The 17,315-nt window shown below is 73.5% G+C and carries 16 protein-coding genes; 10 read left to right on the forward strand and 6 right to left on the reverse strand.

Going from position 1 to position 17,315, the window contains the following annotated elements:
* Positions 1-36: 36 nt before the first annotated feature.
* On the reverse strand, positions 37-678 hold the full coding sequence (locus ACH4PY_RS10385; protein ID WP_398178539.1) for an NTP transferase domain-containing protein: 642 nt from the start codon (positions 676-678) through the stop codon (positions 37-39).
* A 195-nt stretch (positions 679-873) separates the two neighbouring features.
* Here ACH4PY_RS10385 and ACH4PY_RS10390 point away from each other — a divergent pair, with 195 nt between their 5' ends.
* Together ACH4PY_RS10390 and ACH4PY_RS10395 are read left to right on the forward strand one after the other, a co-directional pair.
* The gene (locus ACH4PY_RS10390; protein WP_398178543.1) at positions 874-3,120 is read left to right on the forward strand and encodes a protein kinase; all 2,247 of its coding nucleotides are present in this window, start codon (positions 874-876) and stop codon (positions 3,118-3,120) included.
* A 134-nt stretch (positions 3,121-3,254) separates the two neighbouring features.
* Positions 3,255-3,578, forward strand: coding sequence for a DUF5955 family protein (locus tag ACH4PY_RS10395; protein ID WP_398178546.1), 324 nt, complete (start codon positions 3,255-3,257; stop codon positions 3,576-3,578).
* A 243-nt stretch (positions 3,579-3,821) separates the two neighbouring features.
* Here ACH4PY_RS10395 and ACH4PY_RS10400 read toward each other — a convergent pair whose 3' ends face one another.
* A complete protein-coding gene (locus tag ACH4PY_RS10400; protein ID WP_398178549.1) occupies positions 3,822-4,589 on the reverse strand; it encodes an IclR family transcriptional regulator in 768 nt (255 codons plus the stop codon).
* 190 nt (positions 4,590-4,779) lie between these two features.
* On the opposite strand from ACH4PY_RS10400, the gene allB reads away from it, so the two are divergent.
* The gene (gene allB, locus ACH4PY_RS10405) at positions 4,780-6,174 is read left to right on the forward strand and encodes an allantoinase AllB (protein WP_398178552.1); all 1,395 of its coding nucleotides are present in this window, start codon (positions 4,780-4,782) and stop codon (positions 6,172-6,174) included.
* A gap of 46 nt (positions 6,175-6,220) precedes the next feature.
* Here allB and ACH4PY_RS10410 read toward each other — a convergent pair whose 3' ends face one another.
* Genes ACH4PY_RS10410 through ACH4PY_RS10425 form a run of 4 tightly spaced genes read right to left on the reverse strand, consistent with a single transcriptional unit; the run spans position 6,221 to position 10,841 of the window.
* Positions 6,221-7,576: a GH1 family beta-glucosidase gene (locus ACH4PY_RS10410; protein ID WP_398178556.1), complete on the reverse strand. Its 1,356-nt coding sequence runs from the start codon at positions 7,574-7,576 to the stop codon at positions 6,221-6,223.
* Between the two features lie 20 nt (positions 7,577-7,596).
* Complete coding sequence (locus tag ACH4PY_RS10415; protein WP_398178560.1) at positions 7,597-8,472, reverse strand: carbohydrate ABC transporter permease; 876 nt, start codon at positions 8,470-8,472, stop codon at positions 7,597-7,599.
* Positions 8,465-9,469: a carbohydrate ABC transporter permease gene (locus ACH4PY_RS10420; protein WP_398178565.1), complete on the reverse strand. Its 1,005-nt coding sequence runs from the start codon at positions 9,467-9,469 to the stop codon at positions 8,465-8,467. Before ACH4PY_RS10420 ends, ACH4PY_RS10415 begins: the two co-directional genes overlap by 8 nt.
* Before the next feature lie 16 nt (positions 9,470-9,485).
* Complete coding sequence (locus ACH4PY_RS10425) at positions 9,486-10,841, reverse strand: ABC transporter substrate-binding protein (RefSeq protein WP_398178568.1); 1,356 nt, start codon at positions 10,839-10,841, stop codon at positions 9,486-9,488.
* A 148-nt stretch (positions 10,842-10,989) separates the two neighbouring features.
* Between ACH4PY_RS10425 and ACH4PY_RS10430 the strand changes: the two genes are divergently transcribed.
* The 7 genes from ACH4PY_RS10430 to ACH4PY_RS10460 all read left to right on the forward strand — a co-directional run bounded on the left by ACH4PY_RS10430 (position 10,990) and on the right by ACH4PY_RS10460 (position 17,310).
* Positions 10,990-12,294 carry an ROK family transcriptional regulator gene (locus ACH4PY_RS10430; RefSeq protein ID WP_398178571.1) on the forward strand — a complete coding sequence of 435 codons (1,305 nt, stop codon included), beginning with the start codon at positions 10,990-10,992 and terminating at the stop codon, positions 12,292-12,294.
* A gap of 64 nt (positions 12,295-12,358) precedes the next feature.
* Positions 12,359-13,207, forward strand: coding sequence for an AIM24 family protein (locus ACH4PY_RS10435; RefSeq protein ID WP_398178574.1), 849 nt, complete (start codon positions 12,359-12,361; stop codon positions 13,205-13,207).
* 237 nt (positions 13,208-13,444) lie between these two features.
* Positions 13,445-14,062: a bifunctional 4-hydroxy-2-oxoglutarate aldolase/2-dehydro-3-deoxy-phosphogluconate aldolase gene (locus ACH4PY_RS10440; RefSeq protein WP_398178577.1), complete on the forward strand. Its 618-nt coding sequence runs from the start codon at positions 13,445-13,447 to the stop codon at positions 14,060-14,062.
* A 459-nt stretch (positions 14,063-14,521) separates the two neighbouring features.
* On the forward strand, positions 14,522-14,872 hold the full coding sequence (locus ACH4PY_RS10445) for a GntR family transcriptional regulator (protein ID WP_398178580.1): 351 nt from the start codon (positions 14,522-14,524) through the stop codon (positions 14,870-14,872).
* Positions 14,873-15,041: 169 nt separating this feature from the next.
* Positions 15,042-16,277 (forward strand): 3-phosphoshikimate 1-carboxyvinyltransferase, encoded by a 1,236-nt coding sequence (aroA, locus tag ACH4PY_RS10450; protein WP_398178583.1) that lies wholly within the window; start codon positions 15,042-15,044, stop codon positions 16,275-16,277.
* Between the two features lie 132 nt (positions 16,278-16,409).
* Positions 16,410-16,859, forward strand: a complete 450-nt coding sequence (locus tag ACH4PY_RS10455; RefSeq protein ID WP_398178586.1) for a hypothetical protein — start codon at positions 16,410-16,412, stop codon at positions 16,857-16,859.
* A gap of 121 nt (positions 16,860-16,980) precedes the next feature.
* On the forward strand, positions 16,981-17,310 hold the full coding sequence (locus ACH4PY_RS10460; protein ID WP_398178588.1) for a hypothetical protein: 330 nt from the start codon (positions 16,981-16,983) through the stop codon (positions 17,308-17,310).
* The last annotated feature ends 5 nt before the right edge of the window (positions 17,311-17,315 follow it).

Below are 17,315 nucleotides of genomic sequence, written 5' to 3' on the forward strand. Positions count from 1 at the left end.
GAGGCGCAGGGGCGACGGGTACGGGACCGGTCGTGCTCAGGGGCGGTTCGGGCGGGGGCCGGGCGCGTCCAGCAGCCGCAGGTCGGGCGGGGTGTCGATGTCCGCGGGGTCGGCGATGTCCGCGCAGTCGACCAGCAAGGTCTGCGCCGCGTGTTCGCGCAGGTACGTCCGCGCGCCGCTGTCGCCCGACGCACTGGCCGCGACCGCGGGCCAGCGGGCCGCGCCGATCAGCACCGGGTGGCCGCGCCGCTGCCCGTACGCCGCCGACACCAGCGCCGACAGCAGGTCGTCGCCCGCGCGGGCCGCCGCCACCACGCGGCCCACCGCCGCCGCGCCCACGCCCGGCTGGTCGACCAGCGCGACCACCGCCGCGGCGGGGGCGGGCCGCAGCGCGGCGAGCGAGGCCAGGCCCGCCCGCAGGGACGTGGACATGCCGTCCGCCCAGTGCGGGTTGTCCACCGGGACGTACGCCCCGAGCCGCGCCTCGGCCCGTACCCGCTCCGCGTCCGCGCCCAGCACCACGTGCACCGGCCCGCAGCCGCCCGCCAGCAGCGCCTCCGCCGCGTGCTCCACCAGCGGCCGCCCGCGGTGGGCCAGCAGCGCCTTCGGGCGGCCGCCGAGCCGCCGGCCGCCACCGGCCGCGAGCAGCAGGCCGGCCACCTCGCCATGAGAGTCCATGGCTTCTGCATACCGCGCCCGGCGTGCGTCGGAACGGGTTCCGGACGCCCCCGCCGCTTCCGGTATCGTCTGGCCACGGGCCGGGAGGGGCGGCACCTGCGCCGGTGCCCGTGCCGCGCGGCCCGGCCGGCGCCCGCGGCACCCCCGCACCCGCGTCGGCGGGCTTGTCCGCGTAGGCCCGAGGAACGGGGACTGATGGGCGCTCAGCACACCGGGGGTCACGCCGCCCCCGGGTACCCCGGCCACCCGGGGCCGCTGTATCAGCCGCTCACGCCGGACGACCCGGCCGTGATCGGCGGGCACCGCGTCGCCGCGCGGCTCGGCGTCGGCTCGCTCGGGCCCGTCTACCTCGCGTACGCGCCCGCGGGGCACCCCGTCGCCCTCACCGCCGTCCGGCCCGAACTCGCCGCCCGCGCCGGTTTCGCCGCCGCCTTCGAGCACGACGTGCAGGCCGTCCGCCGGGTGAGCGGCCCCTACACCGTGCCGGTGCTCGGCAGCGGGCACGACGGCACGCGCTACTGGCTCGCCGCCGGGTACGTGCCCGCGCTCACGCTGCACGCCGCCGTCACCGGTACCGGGCGGCCGCTGCCCGTGCCGACGGTGCTGCGGCTGGTCGCCGGGGTCGCGGAGGCGCTGCGCGCCGTCCACCACGCGGGCGTCGTGCACGCCGGGCTCGGCCCCGGCACGGTGCTGCTCGCCGCGGACGGGCCGCGCGTCACCGGCTACGGGGTGACCCGCGCCGCCGCCGACGCGCCCGGCATCCCCGCCTTCTCCTCGCCGGAACAGGCCGCGGACAAGGCGCCCGTGCCCGCCACCGACGTCTTCGCGCTCGGCCAGCTCGCCGCGTACGCCGCGATCGGCGCCGCGCCCTTCGACCCGGACACCGGCCGCAAGCTCAACGAGGAGCCCGACCTCAACGAACTGCCCGGCGAGCTGCGCGAGATCGTGACCCGCTGCCTCATCAAGGACCCGGCGCTGCGGCCCTCGCCCGCGCAGGTCGTCGCGATGTGCGCGCAGGCCGGCCACGGCCGCCGCCCCGACCCCTGGCTCCCCGTCCCCCTCCAGACCCTCCTGACCCTCCCCCCGCCGCTGCCGCCCCTGCCCCCGCCGGGCACATGGCCGACCCCCCCGCAGCAGACCGCGGAGAACGCACCCCCCGCACCGCCCGCGCCGGGCACGGTGACCGGGGGAGCACCGGGTACGACGCCCGCCGCCGGGGTGCCTGTGGCGCCGCAGCCTTCTGCGGCGCCGGGTGCTGCTGCCGGGGACGCGTCCGTTCCGCCGGGTGCGACGCCGGCCGCCGGGGTGGCCGTGGTGCCGCAGCCGTCCGTGCCGGGCGCCGGCGTCGGGGGTGCGCCTGTTCCGCCGGGTGCGACGCCCGCCGCCGGGGTGCCTGTGGCGCCGCAGCCTTCTGCGGCGCCGGGTGCTGCTGCCGGGGGTGCGCCTGTGCCGCCGGGTGCGACGCCGGCCGCCGGGGTGGCCGTACCGCCGCAGCCGTCCGTGCCGGGCGCCGGCGTCGGGGGTGCGCCTGTGCCGCCGGGTGCGACGCCGGCCGCCGGGGTGGCCGTGCCGCCGCAGCCGTCCGTGGTGAGCGGGGGGACCCCCGCGGGGGGGACGCCGATGCCGGTCGCGCCCCCGGCCGTACCCGTCGCCGTACCTGCCCCGGCCGGGGCGACGCCCGCGGGGGGCACCGTTCTGCCGCCGCGGGCGGCGCCCGCCGGGGTCCGGGTGCCGCCGCAGCCGCCGCTGCCGCCGGGGGCGACGCCCGCGCACGGGGTGCCGGTGTTCGTGCCGCCGCCCGCCGGGGCGCCCGTGCCCACCCGGGGCGGCAAGCGGCGTGGTGGCCCCGTGGTGTGGCTCGCGCTCGCGGCGGCCGTCGTCGGCGGGGTCGTCGTGGCCGGCCGCCTCGACGGGGACGGCTCCCGGGACCACGCGTCCGTCTCGGCGGTGCCGCGTCCCACCACCGGTTCGCCCGCCCCCGGTGGCGCGGCGCCGAGCCCGAGCCCCAGCCCGAGCCCCGGTCCCGGCGACGGCGCCCCCGCGCCGGGCGGCGACCCGCAGCGCGACTACCTCGCGGTCACGCTGCGCGCAGGCCAGGCCCTGGACCTCACCGCCGATCCGCCGCGCCCCCTGGAGGGCGCGGCCACCGGCACGTTCGGCTACGACGGCACCGGCGACGCCCTGGTCGCCGCGCCCTCCCGGGGTTCCCTCGTGGTGCTCTCGCCGCAGGATCCCGGCACGCGCGAGCGGTGCAGCGCCGCGCAGGGCGACGCGCTGCTCCATGTCGTCCCGCGTACCGGGCTCGTCCAGGAGTCGCGGCTGTGCGTGGTGGGCACGGACGGCACCGTCGCACTGGTGACGGTCAGGAGCCTTTCGGCGAGCGCCGGTCCGGACGGATACGCGACCCTCGACCTCTCGGTGTGGCCCGCACAGCGACTTTGACGCATCTTTCGCCGACCGTGTGGCGCAATTGCGGCGCAGGGCGTTTACTGATCGCCCCCGGTACGCGAGAGGCGGAACCGGTGGGGGACGAGGTACGCACGAGGCAGGGGCGAATGTTTGTGGGGGAGACGCCTGTGGTCAAAGGAGACCGCAGCGAGGGTCCCGTACGGCCGGCGGACGGCGGTGACGTGTCGTTACGTACCGCGGTGACCCGGCTCGAACGGGAACTCGCGCACTACCGCCGCTTCTTACCCGACCGGACGGTCGCGGAGGAGGAGCTGGCCGAGCTGGAGCGACAGGCGGGCGGGGGCGCTCCGGAGCCCGAGCAATTGCGCCAGTCGCTGCTGCTCGTCGCGGCGGCCCTCGGTTCGGTGAGCGGGCTCGCCGCCCCGGTGGCCGCGCTGCGCGAGGCGGTGGAGCAGGAGCTGAACCGGCCCGCCGCAGCCCGTCGCGGCTAGGGTCTGTCGTTTGGTTCTCCGCGGCGTCGCGTGCCCCGGCACGCACATCTTCCCCCTGCTTTCGGCGGGAGGTGCCCCCGGCGTTGTCGTCGGTCGACAACTCCCCCGGAGGCTTCGCCACGGGGGGACCCCCACCGCGTTGCCTCCCTCCTCCGCCTTGCAGCTGGGGGGTACCTCCCAGGCGAAGCTCTGGGCGAGCGCCGGACCCCGCTCCTTCCTCCACGGAGATCCACACGACAGACCCTAGGGCGCGCCTGCCGCGTCGCTGAACGCGGCCGCGAGCCCCTGGGCCGCGGCGTGCAGGACGGGCACGATCTTCTCCGTCACCGCGTCCGTGACGCGGGCCGCCGGGCCGGACACGGAGATCGCGGCGGGCGCCGGAGACCCCGGCACGCCGACCGCGAGGCACCGCACCCCGGTCTCCTGCTCGCCGTCGTCCACGGCGTAGCCCGCGGCGCGGACGTGCTCCAGCTCGGCGAGGAACGCCTCGGGGTCGGTGAGCGTGCGCTCGGTCGCAGCAGGCATGCCGGTACGGGCCAGCAGCGCCCGTACGTCCGCCGCGGGCAGCCCGGCGAGCAGCGCCTTGCCGACGCCCGTGGAGTGCGGCAGTACGCGTCGGCCGACCTCGGTGAACATCCGCATCGCGTGCCGGGAGGGCACCTGCGCGACGTAGACGACCTCGTCGCCGTCCAGCAGCGCCATGTTCGCGGTCTCGCCGGTCGCCTCGACCAGCTCCGCGAGATACGGCCGGGCCCAGCTGCCGAGCAGCCGCGCGGACGTCTCGCCGAGCCGGATGAGCCGCGGGCCGAGCGCGTAGCGGCGGTTGGGCTGCTGGCGGACGTAACCCCCGGCGAGCAGCGTGCGCATCAGCCGGTGGATGGTGGGCAGCGGCAGCCCGCTCGCGGCGGACAGCTCGCTCAGGCCGAGTTCGCCGCCCGCGTCGGCGAGCGACTCCAGCAGGCCGAAGGCCCGTTCGAGGGACTGGACGCCCCCGGTGCGCTCCGCAGGCACGTGCGGTCCCCTCTGCTCGGCGCTCACGACGGCGGTGCGGCCCGTCGCGGAAGGCGGTTTTCGCTGTGCGGAATCCTACCGCCCTTGACGTCCGGCCCGGCGGCTCTCCACCATGTCCGTCAGCAGCGTCGACAGGGTCGTTGGCGACGTGTCCCAGACCCCGCCCCAACTCCCCCCGGGAGGCCGCCCGTTGGACGCCGAGCAGGTAGAGAACTCCGACGCGGGCGGCTGCGCCCCCGACCTGGTGCTGCGCTCCACCCGCGTCGTCACCCCCGAGGGTGAACGTCCCGCGGCCGTCGCCGTGCGCGGCGGGGTCGTCACGGCGGTGCTCGCGCACGACGCGCCGCTGCCGCCCGGTGTGCCCGTCCGCGAGCTGGGCACCGACGTGCTGCTGCCGGGCCTGGTCGACACCCATGTGCACGTCAACGACCCCGGCCGCAGCGAGTGGGAGGGCTTCGCGACGGCCACCGCCGCGGCTGTCGCGGGCGGGGTCACCACGCTCGTGGACATGCCGCTCAACAGCGTCCCGCCCACCACGACGGCGGCCCACCTGGAGGTCAAGCGCGCCGCCGCGCGCGGCCGGGTGCACGCGGACGTCGGCTTCTGGGGCGGGGCCGTGCCCGGCAACACCGCCGACCTGCGGCCGCTGCACGACGCGGGCGTCTTCGGCTTCAAGTGCTTCCTGCTGCCCTCCGGCGTCGACGAGTTCCCGCCGCTGTCCCCGGCGGAGCTGTCGGCGGCGCTCACCGAGATCGCCGGATTCGGCGGGCTGCTGATCGTGCACGCCGAGGACCCGGCCGTGATCGACGGCGCCCCGCAGCGGCCGGGTCCGCGCTACGCCGACTTCCTCGCGTCGCGGCCGCCCGCCGCCGAGGAGCGCGCGGTCGAGGGCCTGGTGGAGCTGGCCGCGCGGCTCGGCGCCCGGGTGCACGTGCTGCACCTGTCGTCGGCCTCCGCGCTGCCGCTGATCGCCGCGGCGCGGCGGGCGGGCGTGCCGGTGAGCGCGGAGACCTGCCCGCACTTCCTGACCCTGACGGCGGAGGAGGTCCCGGACGGGGCCACGGAGTTCAAGTGCTGCCCGCCCATCAGGGAGGCCGCCAACCAGGACGCGCTGTGGGCCGCGCTCGCCGACGGCACGATCGGCAGCGTCGTCTCCGACCACTCGCCGTGCACGCTCGCGCTCAAGCGCCGCGACACCGGCGACTTCGCCGAGGCCTGGGGCGGCATCTCCTCGCTCCAGCTGGGCCTGTCCGCGGTGTGGACCGAGGCACGGCGGCGCGGCCACACCCTCGGTGACGTCGCCCGCTGGATGGCGGCGGGCCCCGCGGCGCTCGCCGGGCTCGCGGCCAAGGGCGCCGTCGCGCCGGGCCGGGACGCCGACTTCGCGGTGCTCGACCCTGACGCGGCCTTCACCGTCGATCCCGCCCTGCTGCACCACCGCAACCCCGTGACGGCCTACGCCGGCCGCACACTGCGCGGTGTGGTGCGCGAGACCTGGCTGCGCGGCCGCCTGGTCGCGTCCGGCGGCGCCCCCGTCGGCCCCCCGGCCGGGCGGCTGCTCGTCGCGGAAACCGAAAAGGGGTGACGCACCGGCTGAACCGGTGACGTCACCCCTCGCGAGCCGGGCCGGGTCAGGCGGCGCGGCGCGCCTTGCGGTGGTGCGCCGCGATGATCTCGGCGTACCGGCGACCGCTGCCCTTGATGGTGCGCTTCTGGGTGGCGTAGTCGACGTGGACGAGGCCGAAGCGCTTGTCGTAGCCGTACGCCCACTCGAAGTTGTCCAGCAGCGACCAGGCGTAGTAGCCGGCCAGCGGCACCCCGCGGCGGACCGCGCGGGCACAGGCCGCGAGGTGCTCCTCCAGGTACTGCGTGCGCTCCGGGTCGTCGACCTGCCCGTCGGCGCCGACCGTGTCACGGTAGGCGGAGCCGTTCTCGGTGACGAAGATCTTGCGCGCGCCGTACTCCTCGTGCAGCCGGACCAGCAGCTGCTCCAGGCCGTCCGCGTTGACCTCCCAGTCCATCGCGGTGCGGCGCACGCCCGGCAGGTACACGGCCTTGGCGTGCGGCGCGGGACCGGTCGGGTCGTCCGCGATGACGTTGCGGAAGTAGTAGTTCAGGCCCAGCCAGTCCAGCGGAGCCGCGATGGACTCCAGGTCGCCGTCCTTGATCGGCAGGTCGACCCCGTAGTGCTCGACCATGTCCTGCGGGTAGCCGCGGCCGTGGATCGGGTCGAGCCACCAGCGGTTGGTGTGGCCGTCGGCCCGGCGCGCCGCCGCGACGTCGGCCTCCCGGTCGGTGGCCGGCTCGCACGGGCTGAGGTTGTTGACGATGCCGACCTGGACGTCGGAGTACGCCGCCCGCAGCGCCTGCACGGCCAGGCCGTGGCCGACGTGCAGGTGGTACGAGGCGCGGACCGCCGCGGTCAGGTCCGTCCACCCGGGGGCCATGTTGCCCTCCAGGTGGCCGATCCAGGCCGAGCACAGCGGCTCGTTGAGCGTCGCCCAGTTCTTGACGCGGTCGCCCAGCGCCTGCGCGACCACGGCCGCGTACTCGCCGTAACGTTCCGCCGTCTCGCGCTCGGGCCAGCCGCCCCGGTCCTGCTGGGCCTGCGGGAGGTCCCAGTGGTAGAGGGTCGCGTTGGGGGTGATGCCCGCTTCGAGCAGGTCGTCGACCAGCTTGTCGTAGAAGGCCAGACCGGCCGCGTTGACCTCGCCGGAGCCCTGCGGGATGACGCGGGGCCAGGCGACGGAGAAGCGGTAGGCGTCCAGGCCGAGGGTCTTCATGAGACCGATGTCCTCGGCCGTGCGGTGGTAGTGGTCGCACGCGACGTCGCCGGTGTCGCCGCCGTCGACCTTGCCGGGGGTGTGGGAGAAGGTGTCCCAGATGGACGGGGCCCGGCCGTCCTCGTCCGCGGCGCCTTCGATCTGGTAGGCGGCGGTGGCCGCACCCCAGACGAAATCGGCGGGAAGAGCGCTCAGGTCGTTCACAAGCTGCCTTTCGGGAAGGGTCACTTGACCGCGCCGGCGGTGAGCCCGGCGACCAAGTAACGCTGGAGGAGCAGGAATCCGGCGACCACCGGCACGCTCACCACGATGGAGGCGGCCATGACCTGGTTCCAGTACACGTCGTTCTGGGTGGCGTACTCGCGCAGGCCGACCGCCAGTGTCCTGGTGGACTGGTTGGTCATGACCGACGCGAAGAGCACCTCACCCCAGGCCGTCATGAACGCGTACACGCTCACGGCGACGATGCCCGGCACGGCGGCCGGCACGACGACCTGGAACAGCGCACGGATCGGCCCGCAGCCGTCGACCTTCGCGGCCTCGTCGAGGTCGCGCGGGATCGAGTCGAAGTAGCCGGCCAGCATCCAGATGGAGAAGGGCAGCGAGAAGGTGAGGTAGGTGATGATGAGCCCGAGCCGGCTGCCGTTGAGCGTGATCCCCGTCGTGTTGCCGATGTTGACGAAGATCAGGTACAGCGGCAGCAGGAAGAGGATGCCCGGGAACATCTGGGTGGCCAGCACGGACACCGTGAAGACCTTGCGGCCCGCGAAGCGGTAGCGGCTCACCGCGTACGCCGCGAAGATCGCCAGCAGCACCGAGAAGACGGTCGCGCTCAGGCACACGATCAGCGAGTTCACGAAGTAGTGCGCGAGCGGGATGGTCTTCCAGATGTCCACGTACGGCTTGACGGTCAGGCTGTGGGGTATCCACTTGAAGGAGCCCTGCACGTCCTGGAGGTTCTTCAGGGACGAGCTGACCATCACGTACACGGGTATGAGCACGAAGGCCAGCAGCAGCGTCAGGACGACACGCCGGGTCCACAGGAAGGACTTCGGCTGGGCCATCGGCGACGGCTGTTCGGAGAAGCGGGACTTAGACATCGTTCTCGCTCCTTCCCCTGGACGTGACCAGCAGGTAGATCGCCGTCACCACGAGCAGGAAGAGCAGCAGGAGCACGGACATGGCCGAGCCCGAGCCGAAGTTCCAGTTGATGAACGACGACTGGTAGATGTGGATGGAGATCAGGTCGGCCTGGTGCGGCGGGTTCTGGCCGAACATCACGAACGGCGTGTTGAAGTCGTTGAACGTCCACAGGAACAGCACCAGCACGATCACCTGGTTGACCGGCCGCAGGGCCGGCATGGTGATCTTGCGGATCTGCTGCCAGACACCGGCGCCGTCCATGGACGCGGCCTCGTACAGCTCACGCGGGATGTTCTGCAGACCGGCCATCAGCGCCAGGAAGGCGAACGGCCAGGACTTCCACACCGATACGATCACCATCGACCAGAAGGCGTTGTCGCCCAGCAGCCAGAAGGACTTGCTGGAGGTGACGTGCAGCTGGTCGTGCAGGACGTGGTTCACCAGACCGGTGTCGTGCTGGAACATGAAGGCCCAGGTGATCAGCGCCGCGTACGCCGGAAGCGCGTACGGCACCAGGAAGATCGTGCGGATCAGGCCGCGGCCGCGGAACTTGTCCTGGAGCAGGATCGCGGCGGTGACGCCGAGCAGCCAGGACAGCGCGACCGACAGCAGGGTGTAGGAGAGCGTCACCCAGAACGAGTGCAGCAGCTCCTGGCCGATCGGCTGGTGGATCTTGACCGCGGCCTTGTAGTTGTCGAAGCCGGACCAGGGGGCCCTGTCCCAGTGGTGGATGTAGAACAGGGTGAGGTTCTTGAAGCTGATCAGGATGCCGAAGACCATCGGCACGATATGGATCAGCAGCTCGACCAGGACGGCGGGGAGCAGGATCAGATACGGCAGTCCGCCGCGGCGGATGCGTTCGATGACACGCGGCCGCAGCCGGCCGCCGGCAGCGGATTTCCCGCTGTCGGGGCCGGCTTCGGGCACGCGCCTCGGGGGGGCGGTGGCAGTCATGGAGGAGGGCCGGTCCTTACGACGTCGGCATCTGCTGCTGCGCGTGCTGGAGCGCAGCCTTGACGGAATCGTCGGTGACCGGCTTGCCGGCGGCGGCGTCGGCGAACAGGCCCTTGACGGCGGGGCCGACGAGGTTCTCGAACTGGCTCTCGTTGGCGACCTGCGGCAGCGGGGCGGCCGACTTCTGCAGCACCTGGCCCAGGACCTTCAGGTCCGGGGTCTGGAAGGCCGGGTCGCTCTGCGCCTCGACGACCGGCGGGATCGACTGGTACTTGCTGTTGAGCACCTTCTGCTCGTCGGTGCTGGTCATGAACTTCACGAAGGCCTCCGAGGCCTCCTTGTGCTTGGTGTCGTTGAAGATGGCGATGTTGATACCGGCCACCATCGACGTCACGCCCGCGTCACCGGTGGCGCCCGCGGTCTGCGTCGGCACCGGCACCACGCCGTACTCGTCGGGCTTCATGCCGTGCGAGGCGATGCTCGCGGCGGCCGTCTGCCACATCATCATCGCGGCCTTGCCGGTCGCGAAGTCGGTGATCGTCTGGTTCTGGTCGTACTCGGCGTCACCCTTGGCCGCGACCTTGTTGGCCGCGATGAAGTCGACGTACTGCTTGACCGCGGCGACCTGCTGCGGACCGGTGAAGGTCGGGTTGCCCTTGTCGTCGAACCAGCTCGCGCCGCGCTGCTTGGCCAGCACGAAGATGTGGTGGATGTTCTCGGCGCCGTTCGAACCCTCGACCGCCAGGCCGTACTTGCCGCCCGTGGTGAGCTTGGTGGCGTCCGCGACCAGCTCGTCCCACGTGGTGGGCGGGTTCTGGATCCCCGCCGCGGCGAACATCTTCTTGTTGTAGTACAGACCGTACGCCATCGAGTAGATCGGCACGGCGGCCGGGTCCTTGCCCGCGGCACCCGCCGAGGCGATGGCGGCCGGCATGAACCGGTCCTTGCCGCCGATCGTCTGGAAGGCGGCGTCGTCCCACGGCATGAGGGCACCGGTGGCCTGGAGGGAGGCCGACCAGGTGTTGCCGATGTTCAGCACGTCCGGGCCCTGGCCGGAAGTGGCGGCCGCCAGGATGCGGTTGAGCAGGTCCGCCCAGCCGATGACCTCGACGTTGACCTTGATGCCGGTCTGCTGGGTGAACTTGGCCGTCTCGGTGGCCAGGGTCTTCTTGTCGGCGTCGATGCTGGTGCCCTGGTTGCTGGCCCAGTACGTGATCGTCTGGCCCTTCAGGCTGTCGCCCGAGGACTTGCTGCCGCCGCTGCTGCCGCTGCTGCTGTCGTCGTCGCCGCCACCACAGGCGGCGAGCGTGAGACCCAGCGCGGCCACGAGGGCGGTGGCCGCGACGAGTCTGCTGGAGGTGCTGGTGCGCATGACGGTTCCCTCTCAGGGGTGGGATCGCTTCAGGAAGTGAACAGCGCGTGTGCCTTATTTCAGGCCGTGATTTAACTTGTGAGAAAAGGTGGCGTCAAGACCCTGTGCAGCGATAGATTCACGCCGGACCCCCCGGGAGGGAGACTCGATGGCTGAGCGAGGCAAGCGCACCGTGCGTGACCTGCGGCGCGGCAACCGTGCATCGCTTCTGCGTCATTTGTATTTCGAAGGTCCCCTGAGCCGTCAGGAGCTGGGACGCGACACCGGGCTCAGCGCCGGGTCGATCAGCAACGTCGTTGGAGAGTTGATCGCCGACGGCATGGTCGAGGAGGCCGGGGCCGTCGAGTCCGACGGCGGCCGCCCGCGCATGCTGCTCCAGGTCGCCCCCGGCTACGGCTACGTCGTCGGCGTGGACGTCGGCGAGACCCGGGTCCGGGTCGAGCTGTTCGACCTCGCGCTGACCGAACGGGCCTCCGCCGACCTGCCGCTGTCCGACAGCGGCCACGACGTCGACCACGTCGTCAGCCTCGCCCTCCGGGGCATCGCCGGGGTCGTCCGGGAAGCCGGGATCGATGACAGCGAAGTGCTCGGCGTCGGCATCGGGGTCCCCGGCATCGTGGCCCACAACGCCACCCCCGATGCCCTCCCCGGTGACGGGGAGGGCATCGTCGTGCACGGCCAGACCATCGGCTGGGACGCGGTCCCGCTCGGCCGGCTGCTGCGGGCCGGCACCACACTGCCGCTCTTCATCGACAACGGCGCCAAGACCCTCGGCCAGGCCGAGATGTGGTTCGGCGCCGGACGCGGCTCGGACAACGTCGTGATCGCCCTCATCGGCTCCGGCGTCGGCGCCTGCGTCGTCACCAACGGCAAGCCCTACCACGGCGCCAGCAGCAGCGCGGGGGAGTGGGGCCACACCACCCTGCGGGTCGGCGGGCGCACCTGCCGCTGCGGCTCGCGCGGCTGCCTGGAGGCCTACGTCGGCGCCGAGGCGCTGCTCGGCCGCTGGCCCGCCGCGCCCCGCGACGTCAGCGAGGAGACCGCGCTCGCCGCGCTGCTCGCCGCCGCCGACACCGACCCCGAGGCCGACGCGCTGCTCGCCGAGGCCGCCGAGTACCTGGGCGCGGGCATCGCCGACCTGATCAACCTCTTCAACCCGCACCGCATCGTGCTCGGCGGCTGGGCCGGGCTCATGCTCGGCCCGCGCATCCTGCCCACCGTCCGGGACGTCGCCGCCGCGTACGCGCTGCGCCACCCCTGCGCGCAGACCTCCATCGAACTGGGCAGGCTCGGCACCGACGCCGTCACCGTCGGCGCCGCCACGCTGCCGCTCGCCCGCTTCCTGGACACCGGCGGGGAGCGTGCGGTACGCCTGCCGGCCCAGGGCGACGCCGAGCGGACCGGCGACGCGGCCCTCCCGGCACGGAACCGGATCGCCCGGGCGGTACGTTGACGGGAGGGCGCGAACCGTACCGGTTTCGGCCCTTTCGGCATCGTTCGTTTCAAGGAGTCCTGCGGTGACGCTCCAGCAGCAGATCGTCGGCAACGCCATGCAGATGGCCGTCTGCACCCTCAGCCCCGGGCAGACGGTCTACTGCGAGGCCGGGAAGTTCCTCTTCAAGACCGCCAACGTCTCCATGGAGACCAGGCTCGGCGGGCAGCCCCGCGGTGGCGCGGGTGGCGCCGGGGGCGCCGGGGGCGCCGCGGGCGCCGGAGGTGCCGGTGGGGGCGGCGGCATGGGCGGCCTGCTGCGGCAGGCCATGGGCACCGCGATGCAGGTCGGCCAGCGCGCGCTGGCCGGCGAGTCGCTCGCCTTCCAGTACTTCACCGCCTCCGGCGGTGAGGGCACGGTCGGCTTCGCCGGGGTGCTGCCCGGTGAGATGCGCGCCCTGGAGCTGTCCGGTTCGCGCGCCTGGTTCGCCGAGAAGGACGCCTTCGTCGCCGCCGAGGACACCGTCCAGTTCGGCATCGCCTTCGTCGGCGGACGGCAGGGCATGAGCGGCGGCGAGGGCTTCGTCCTGGAGAAGTTCACCGGCCACGGCACCGTGATCATCGCCGGCGCCGGCAACTTCATCGACCTCAACCCCGCGGACTTCGGCGGCCGCATCGAGGTCGACACCGGCTGCATCGTCGCCTTCGAGGAAGGCATCCAGTACGGCATCCAGCGCATCGGCGGCCTCAACCGGCAGGGCATCATGAACGCGGTCTTCGGCGGGGAGGGCCTGTCGCTGGCCACCCTGGAGGGCAACGGCCGGGTCATCCTCCAGTCCATGACGATCGAAGGCCTCGCCAACGCCCTCAAGAAGGCCCAGGGCGGCGACAAGCAGGGCCCCACGGGCGGGCTCTTCTCCACGCACGCGGGGTGAGGGTCCCTTGGCGGGGGAGCCCTTCGCGGGGATCCTTTCGCGGGGGAGCCTTTCGCGGGGTGCGGATCCCCCGGCGAGGGGGCGGACGCTTGCCCCGCTCATATCACGGTGCGGTGACAGCTGCCGGAACGCCCGGCGGACGCGCCCCGCCGGGCGGGTAGCGTTCTGATCGCGCTCTCCGCATCCCGCGCACCCGCACGACCGTGCAGCACCGCTAGGGAAGGACCGAGATCCTCCGTGTACCGCTGGGAGACCACCCGGGCCGCGCTCGCACAACGCGTCTTCGCCACGATCCGCACCGACACGTACGACCAGGCCGCCGCCACCGCCGACACCCTGCTGTCCGCCGGGCTCACGACCCTGGAGATCTCCCTCACCACGCCTTTCGCGCTCGAAGCGGTGACCACGCTCGTGCGGGAGGTGGGCGACGACGCGATCGTCGGCGCCGGGACGGTGCTGGACGAGGTGTCCGCGCGGCTCGCCATCGAGGCGGGGGCCAGGTTCCTGCTCTCGCCCAGCCTCGACGAGGGCGTGCTGCGCGCCGGGCACCGGTACGGGGTGCCCGTTTTTCCCGGGGTCGCCACCCCGGGTGAGGCGGTTCGCGCACTGGAGCTGGGCGCGGACGCGCTGACCGTCTACCCCGCGGTCTCCGTCACCCCGGCGTGGGTGGCCGAGGTCCGCGCGGTGCTGCCGCAGGCGCCGCTCGTGCCGATCGGGGGGATCACGCTTGCGGCGGCGCCCGAGTGGATCGCCGCGGGGGCGGTGGCGGTGGGGCTGGGGTCGGCCCTGACGAGCGGTGATCGGTTGACGGTGAGCAAGCGGTTGTCGGAGCTCTTGGATCGTCTCGCGGCGTAGGCCCTCCGGGGGGGCTGGGGTTTGGCGCTCCGGGGTGCCACCGGGGGTGCTTTGCGCGACCTTGCGGTGGGTGGGTGGCTTGTCGCGCCGTTCTCCCCCAGAGCTTCGCCTGGGAGGTGCCCCCACGCGCCCCTGTCGCGGCGGCGCCGTTGCTGGGGCGGGGGCCGCCACGGGGCACCTCCTCGGAATGCGCGTTCGGCCTCTTGTCGTGTGGGTGAGGCACTTCCAGCGCATTCCTGCGGGGGCACCCCGCACCGTCCCCCTCCAGGCCGGTTCGGCGGCTGCCTGCCAGTGGGGGCGGATGTTTCGCGGACTGCGGTTCGCCGCCGACGGTGAATGCGCCCCGCGAGGGGGCGGAAAGCCGACGTCCATGCCGCACGGGTGGTGCGGGTGGCAAACACCCCGCGCCGCCAGGCGCGGGCACCCCCGCGGCGGGGAAACCCGCCGCGAGGAGGAGACGTGATCGACCTCCATGTCGACACGGTGTACGCCCAGCTCATGACGCAGGTCAGGGAGGCACTCCGGAGGGGGGTGCTGAGGCCGGGGGATCAGTTGCCCACCGTGCTGAAGGCGTACCGGGAGCTGGAGCTGTCGGGGCTGGTGGAGGCGCGGCAGGGGGCGGGGACGTTCGTGAGCGGGGAGCTCGGCGCCGCCGACCCGCATGCGATGGCGCGGCTGCGGGCGAGCTTCGCACGGTGGGTGGGGCAGGCCCGGGAGGCGGGGCTGGAGGCGGAGGACGTACGGGCGCTGATCGGGTCGGTGCTGGCGGAAGAGGCCCGTACGGCGGGGAAGGAGGGGGGTGTCGCATGAGCGCGTACGCGGTGGAGGCGGTGTGGCTGGTCGTGCGGCGTACGCGGCTGACCGTGGGATGACGCCGGGCGGTGCCCACCCGCTGGACAGGGCGCCGCGGGTGGTGCGCCCGCCCCGTAAGATCGGGCCCGCCGGAGGGAGTGGCCCGCCGGCGAGGCGGGAGGCAGTGGTGATCGTCGCCGTACCGGGGTCGAAGTCCGTGACGGCCCGGGCGTTGTTCCTGGCGGCCGTGGCCGGCGGGGAGAGCGTGCTGCGCAGGCCGCTGCTGTCGGACGACACCGACGGCTTCGCGCAGGGCCTGGTGGCGCTCGGCTACGGGGTGCGGCGCACGGACGACGCGTGGCACGTGACCGGCAGCCCGGACGGGCCGCCCGCGGCGGCCGCGGACGTCGACTGCCGGGACGCGGGCACCGCCGCGCGCTTCCTGCCCGCGCTCGCCGCCGCCGGGCACCGCGGTGTCTACCGCTTCGACGCCTCCGCGCAGATGCGCCGCCGTCCCGTCGCCCCGCTGACCGGGGCGCTGCGCGCGCTCGGCGTGGACCTCACGCACGACGAGGCCGAGGGCCACCTGCCGCTGACCGTGCGGGCGGCGGGTGTCAGGGGCGGCGAGGTGGAGCTGGACGCGAGCCTGTCCTCGCAGTTCCTGACCGCGCTGCTGATGACCGGGCCGCTCACCGCGGAGGGCCTGCGGATCCGGGTGACCGGCATCGTGTCGGTGCCCTACGTCGAGATCACGCTGGCGATGATGCGCAGCTTCGGCGTGGACGTGACGCGCGAGGGCGACACCTTCGTCGTCCCGCCGGGCGGCTATCGGCCCGCCGACTACGCGGTGGAGCCCGACGCCTCCGCCGCCAGCTACGTCTTCGCCGCCGCCGCGCTCGCCGGGCGGACCGCGACCGTACCGGGGCTCGGGCAGGGCGCGTTGCAGGGCGACCTGCAGTTCGTCGAGGTGCTGCGGCAGATGGGCGCCGACGTCGAGATCGGGCCGGACGCGACGACGGTGACCGGCACCGGGCGGCTGTCCGGGGTGACGGTCGCCATGCGCGACATCTCCGACACCATGCCGACGCTCGCGGCCGTCGCCCCGTACGCGGACGGTCCGGTGCGGATCGAGGACGTCTACAACACCCGCGTCAAGGAGTGCGACCGGCTGGACGCGTGCGCGGAGAACCTGCGGGCGCAGGGCGTCGAGGTGGAGACCGGCCGGGACTGGATCGAGATCCACCCGGGCGCGCCCCGGCCGGTGGAGATCGCCTGCCACGGGGACCACCGGATGGCGATGAGCTTCGCCGTCGCGGGCCTGCGCAACCCCGGTACGACCTTCGACGACCCCTCGTGCGTGAAGAAGACCTTCCCGGGCTTCCACGAGTTCTTCGCGGACCTGCGGGCCCGCTGGGACGTGTGAGGAGCGGCAACTCCCGTGTGACGGCAGGGGAATCCGTGTGAACGGCTGCACGGCCGCGCGGGCCCCGGCCATCATGGTCCGGACGAGCGGGGTGGCCGGTTTTCGCACCCCCCTGACCGAACGGGAGCACCCATGCACGCAAAAGACGCCGAACTGGCCGACGTCCTGACCGAGTCGCTGGGCGACGAGAAGATCGTGGCGGCCGCCTACGCGAGGGTCGACACCGTGCTGGGCCCGGCGCGCATGCTCTCGCCGCTCGGCAACTACCTGATCGCCAGGCCTGCCGCGCGCGCGGCCGCGAAGAAGATGACCGAGGAGACGGACATACCGCTGGACGCGGCGGTCGTCTTCGGCGTCAGCGACAGCTCCCTGCACGTGTGGACGGCCGACCCGATGCTCAACCGGGTCGGTGACCACCTCGGCGCGATCGCGCTGGAGCGCATCGCGTCCGTCACGGTCGAGAGCGGCAAGAACTGGCAGCCCGTCACGATCACCATGGCGGACGGCAAGAGTGTCGCGCTGGAGGGCCGGGGCGCGATCCACGCGGTGGCGGCGGAGTTCGGCAAGCGCAAGGCCCGGTAGCGCTTCGGCGGTGGGCCGGGCGGGTGGGGCGCGCCGGTGTCCCGTGGCGCAGAACCGTTTCGCCGCAGTTGTCCCGATCTAGGGTGACCTCTGTTTTGCCCACCCCACGAAAGGGATCCCCGTGCGTATCCGTACGACTCTCGCCGCCGTGACCTGCGCGGTCGGCGTCGCCCTGTCCTTCCCGGTCCCGGCGCACGCCGCCGACGGCGCGTTCGCCTACCGCACCTACCAGGGCGAGAAGTCGCTGGTGAACCCGCCCGGCCGGGAGTGCGTCACGCTGCCCGAGGTCGCGGACTGGGACCTGCCGCCGGCCACCCACGCCGTCAACGACACCGACGCCTCGGCCACCGTCTTCGCCGGACCCGACTGCGACGGACCGCACTTCTCGCTGCCGCCGTACGCGGGCGCGGCCCTGAAGGACGGCTTCCGCTCGGTCGTCTTCTCCTTCTGACGTCC

The organism is Streptomyces sp. NPDC021224 (genome assembly GCF_044332905.1).
Taxonomy (GTDB): Bacteria; Actinomycetota; Actinomycetes; order Streptomycetales; family Streptomycetaceae; genus Actinacidiphila.

Bases quoted from the DNA above. Each gene is read 5' to 3' on its own strand.
- ACH4PY_RS10455 (WP_398178586.1), top strand. From the start codon at position 16,410: ATGCACGCAAAAGACGCCGAACTGGCCGACGTCCTGACCGAGTCGCTG.
- ACH4PY_RS10385 (WP_398178539.1), bottom strand. From the start codon at position 678: ATGGACTCTCATGGCGAGGTGGCCGGCCTGCTGCTCGCGGCCGGTGGC.
- ACH4PY_RS10420 (WP_398178565.1), bottom strand. From the start codon at position 9,469: ATGACTGCCACCGCCCCCCCGAGGCGCGTGCCCGAAGCCGGCCCCGAC.
- ACH4PY_RS10415 (WP_398178560.1), bottom strand. From the start codon at position 8,472: ATGTCTAAGTCCCGCTTCTCCGAACAGCCGTCGCCGATGGCCCAGCCG.
- ACH4PY_RS10425 (WP_398178568.1), bottom strand. From the start codon at position 10,841: ATGCGCACCAGCACCTCCAGCAGACTCGTCGCGGCCACCGCCCTCGTG.
- ACH4PY_RS10390 (WP_398178543.1), top strand. From the start codon at position 874: ATGGGCGCTCAGCACACCGGGGGTCACGCCGCCCCCGGGTACCCCGGC.
- ACH4PY_RS10430 (WP_398178571.1), top strand. From the start codon at position 10,990: ATGGCTGAGCGAGGCAAGCGCACCGTGCGTGACCTGCGGCGCGGCAAC.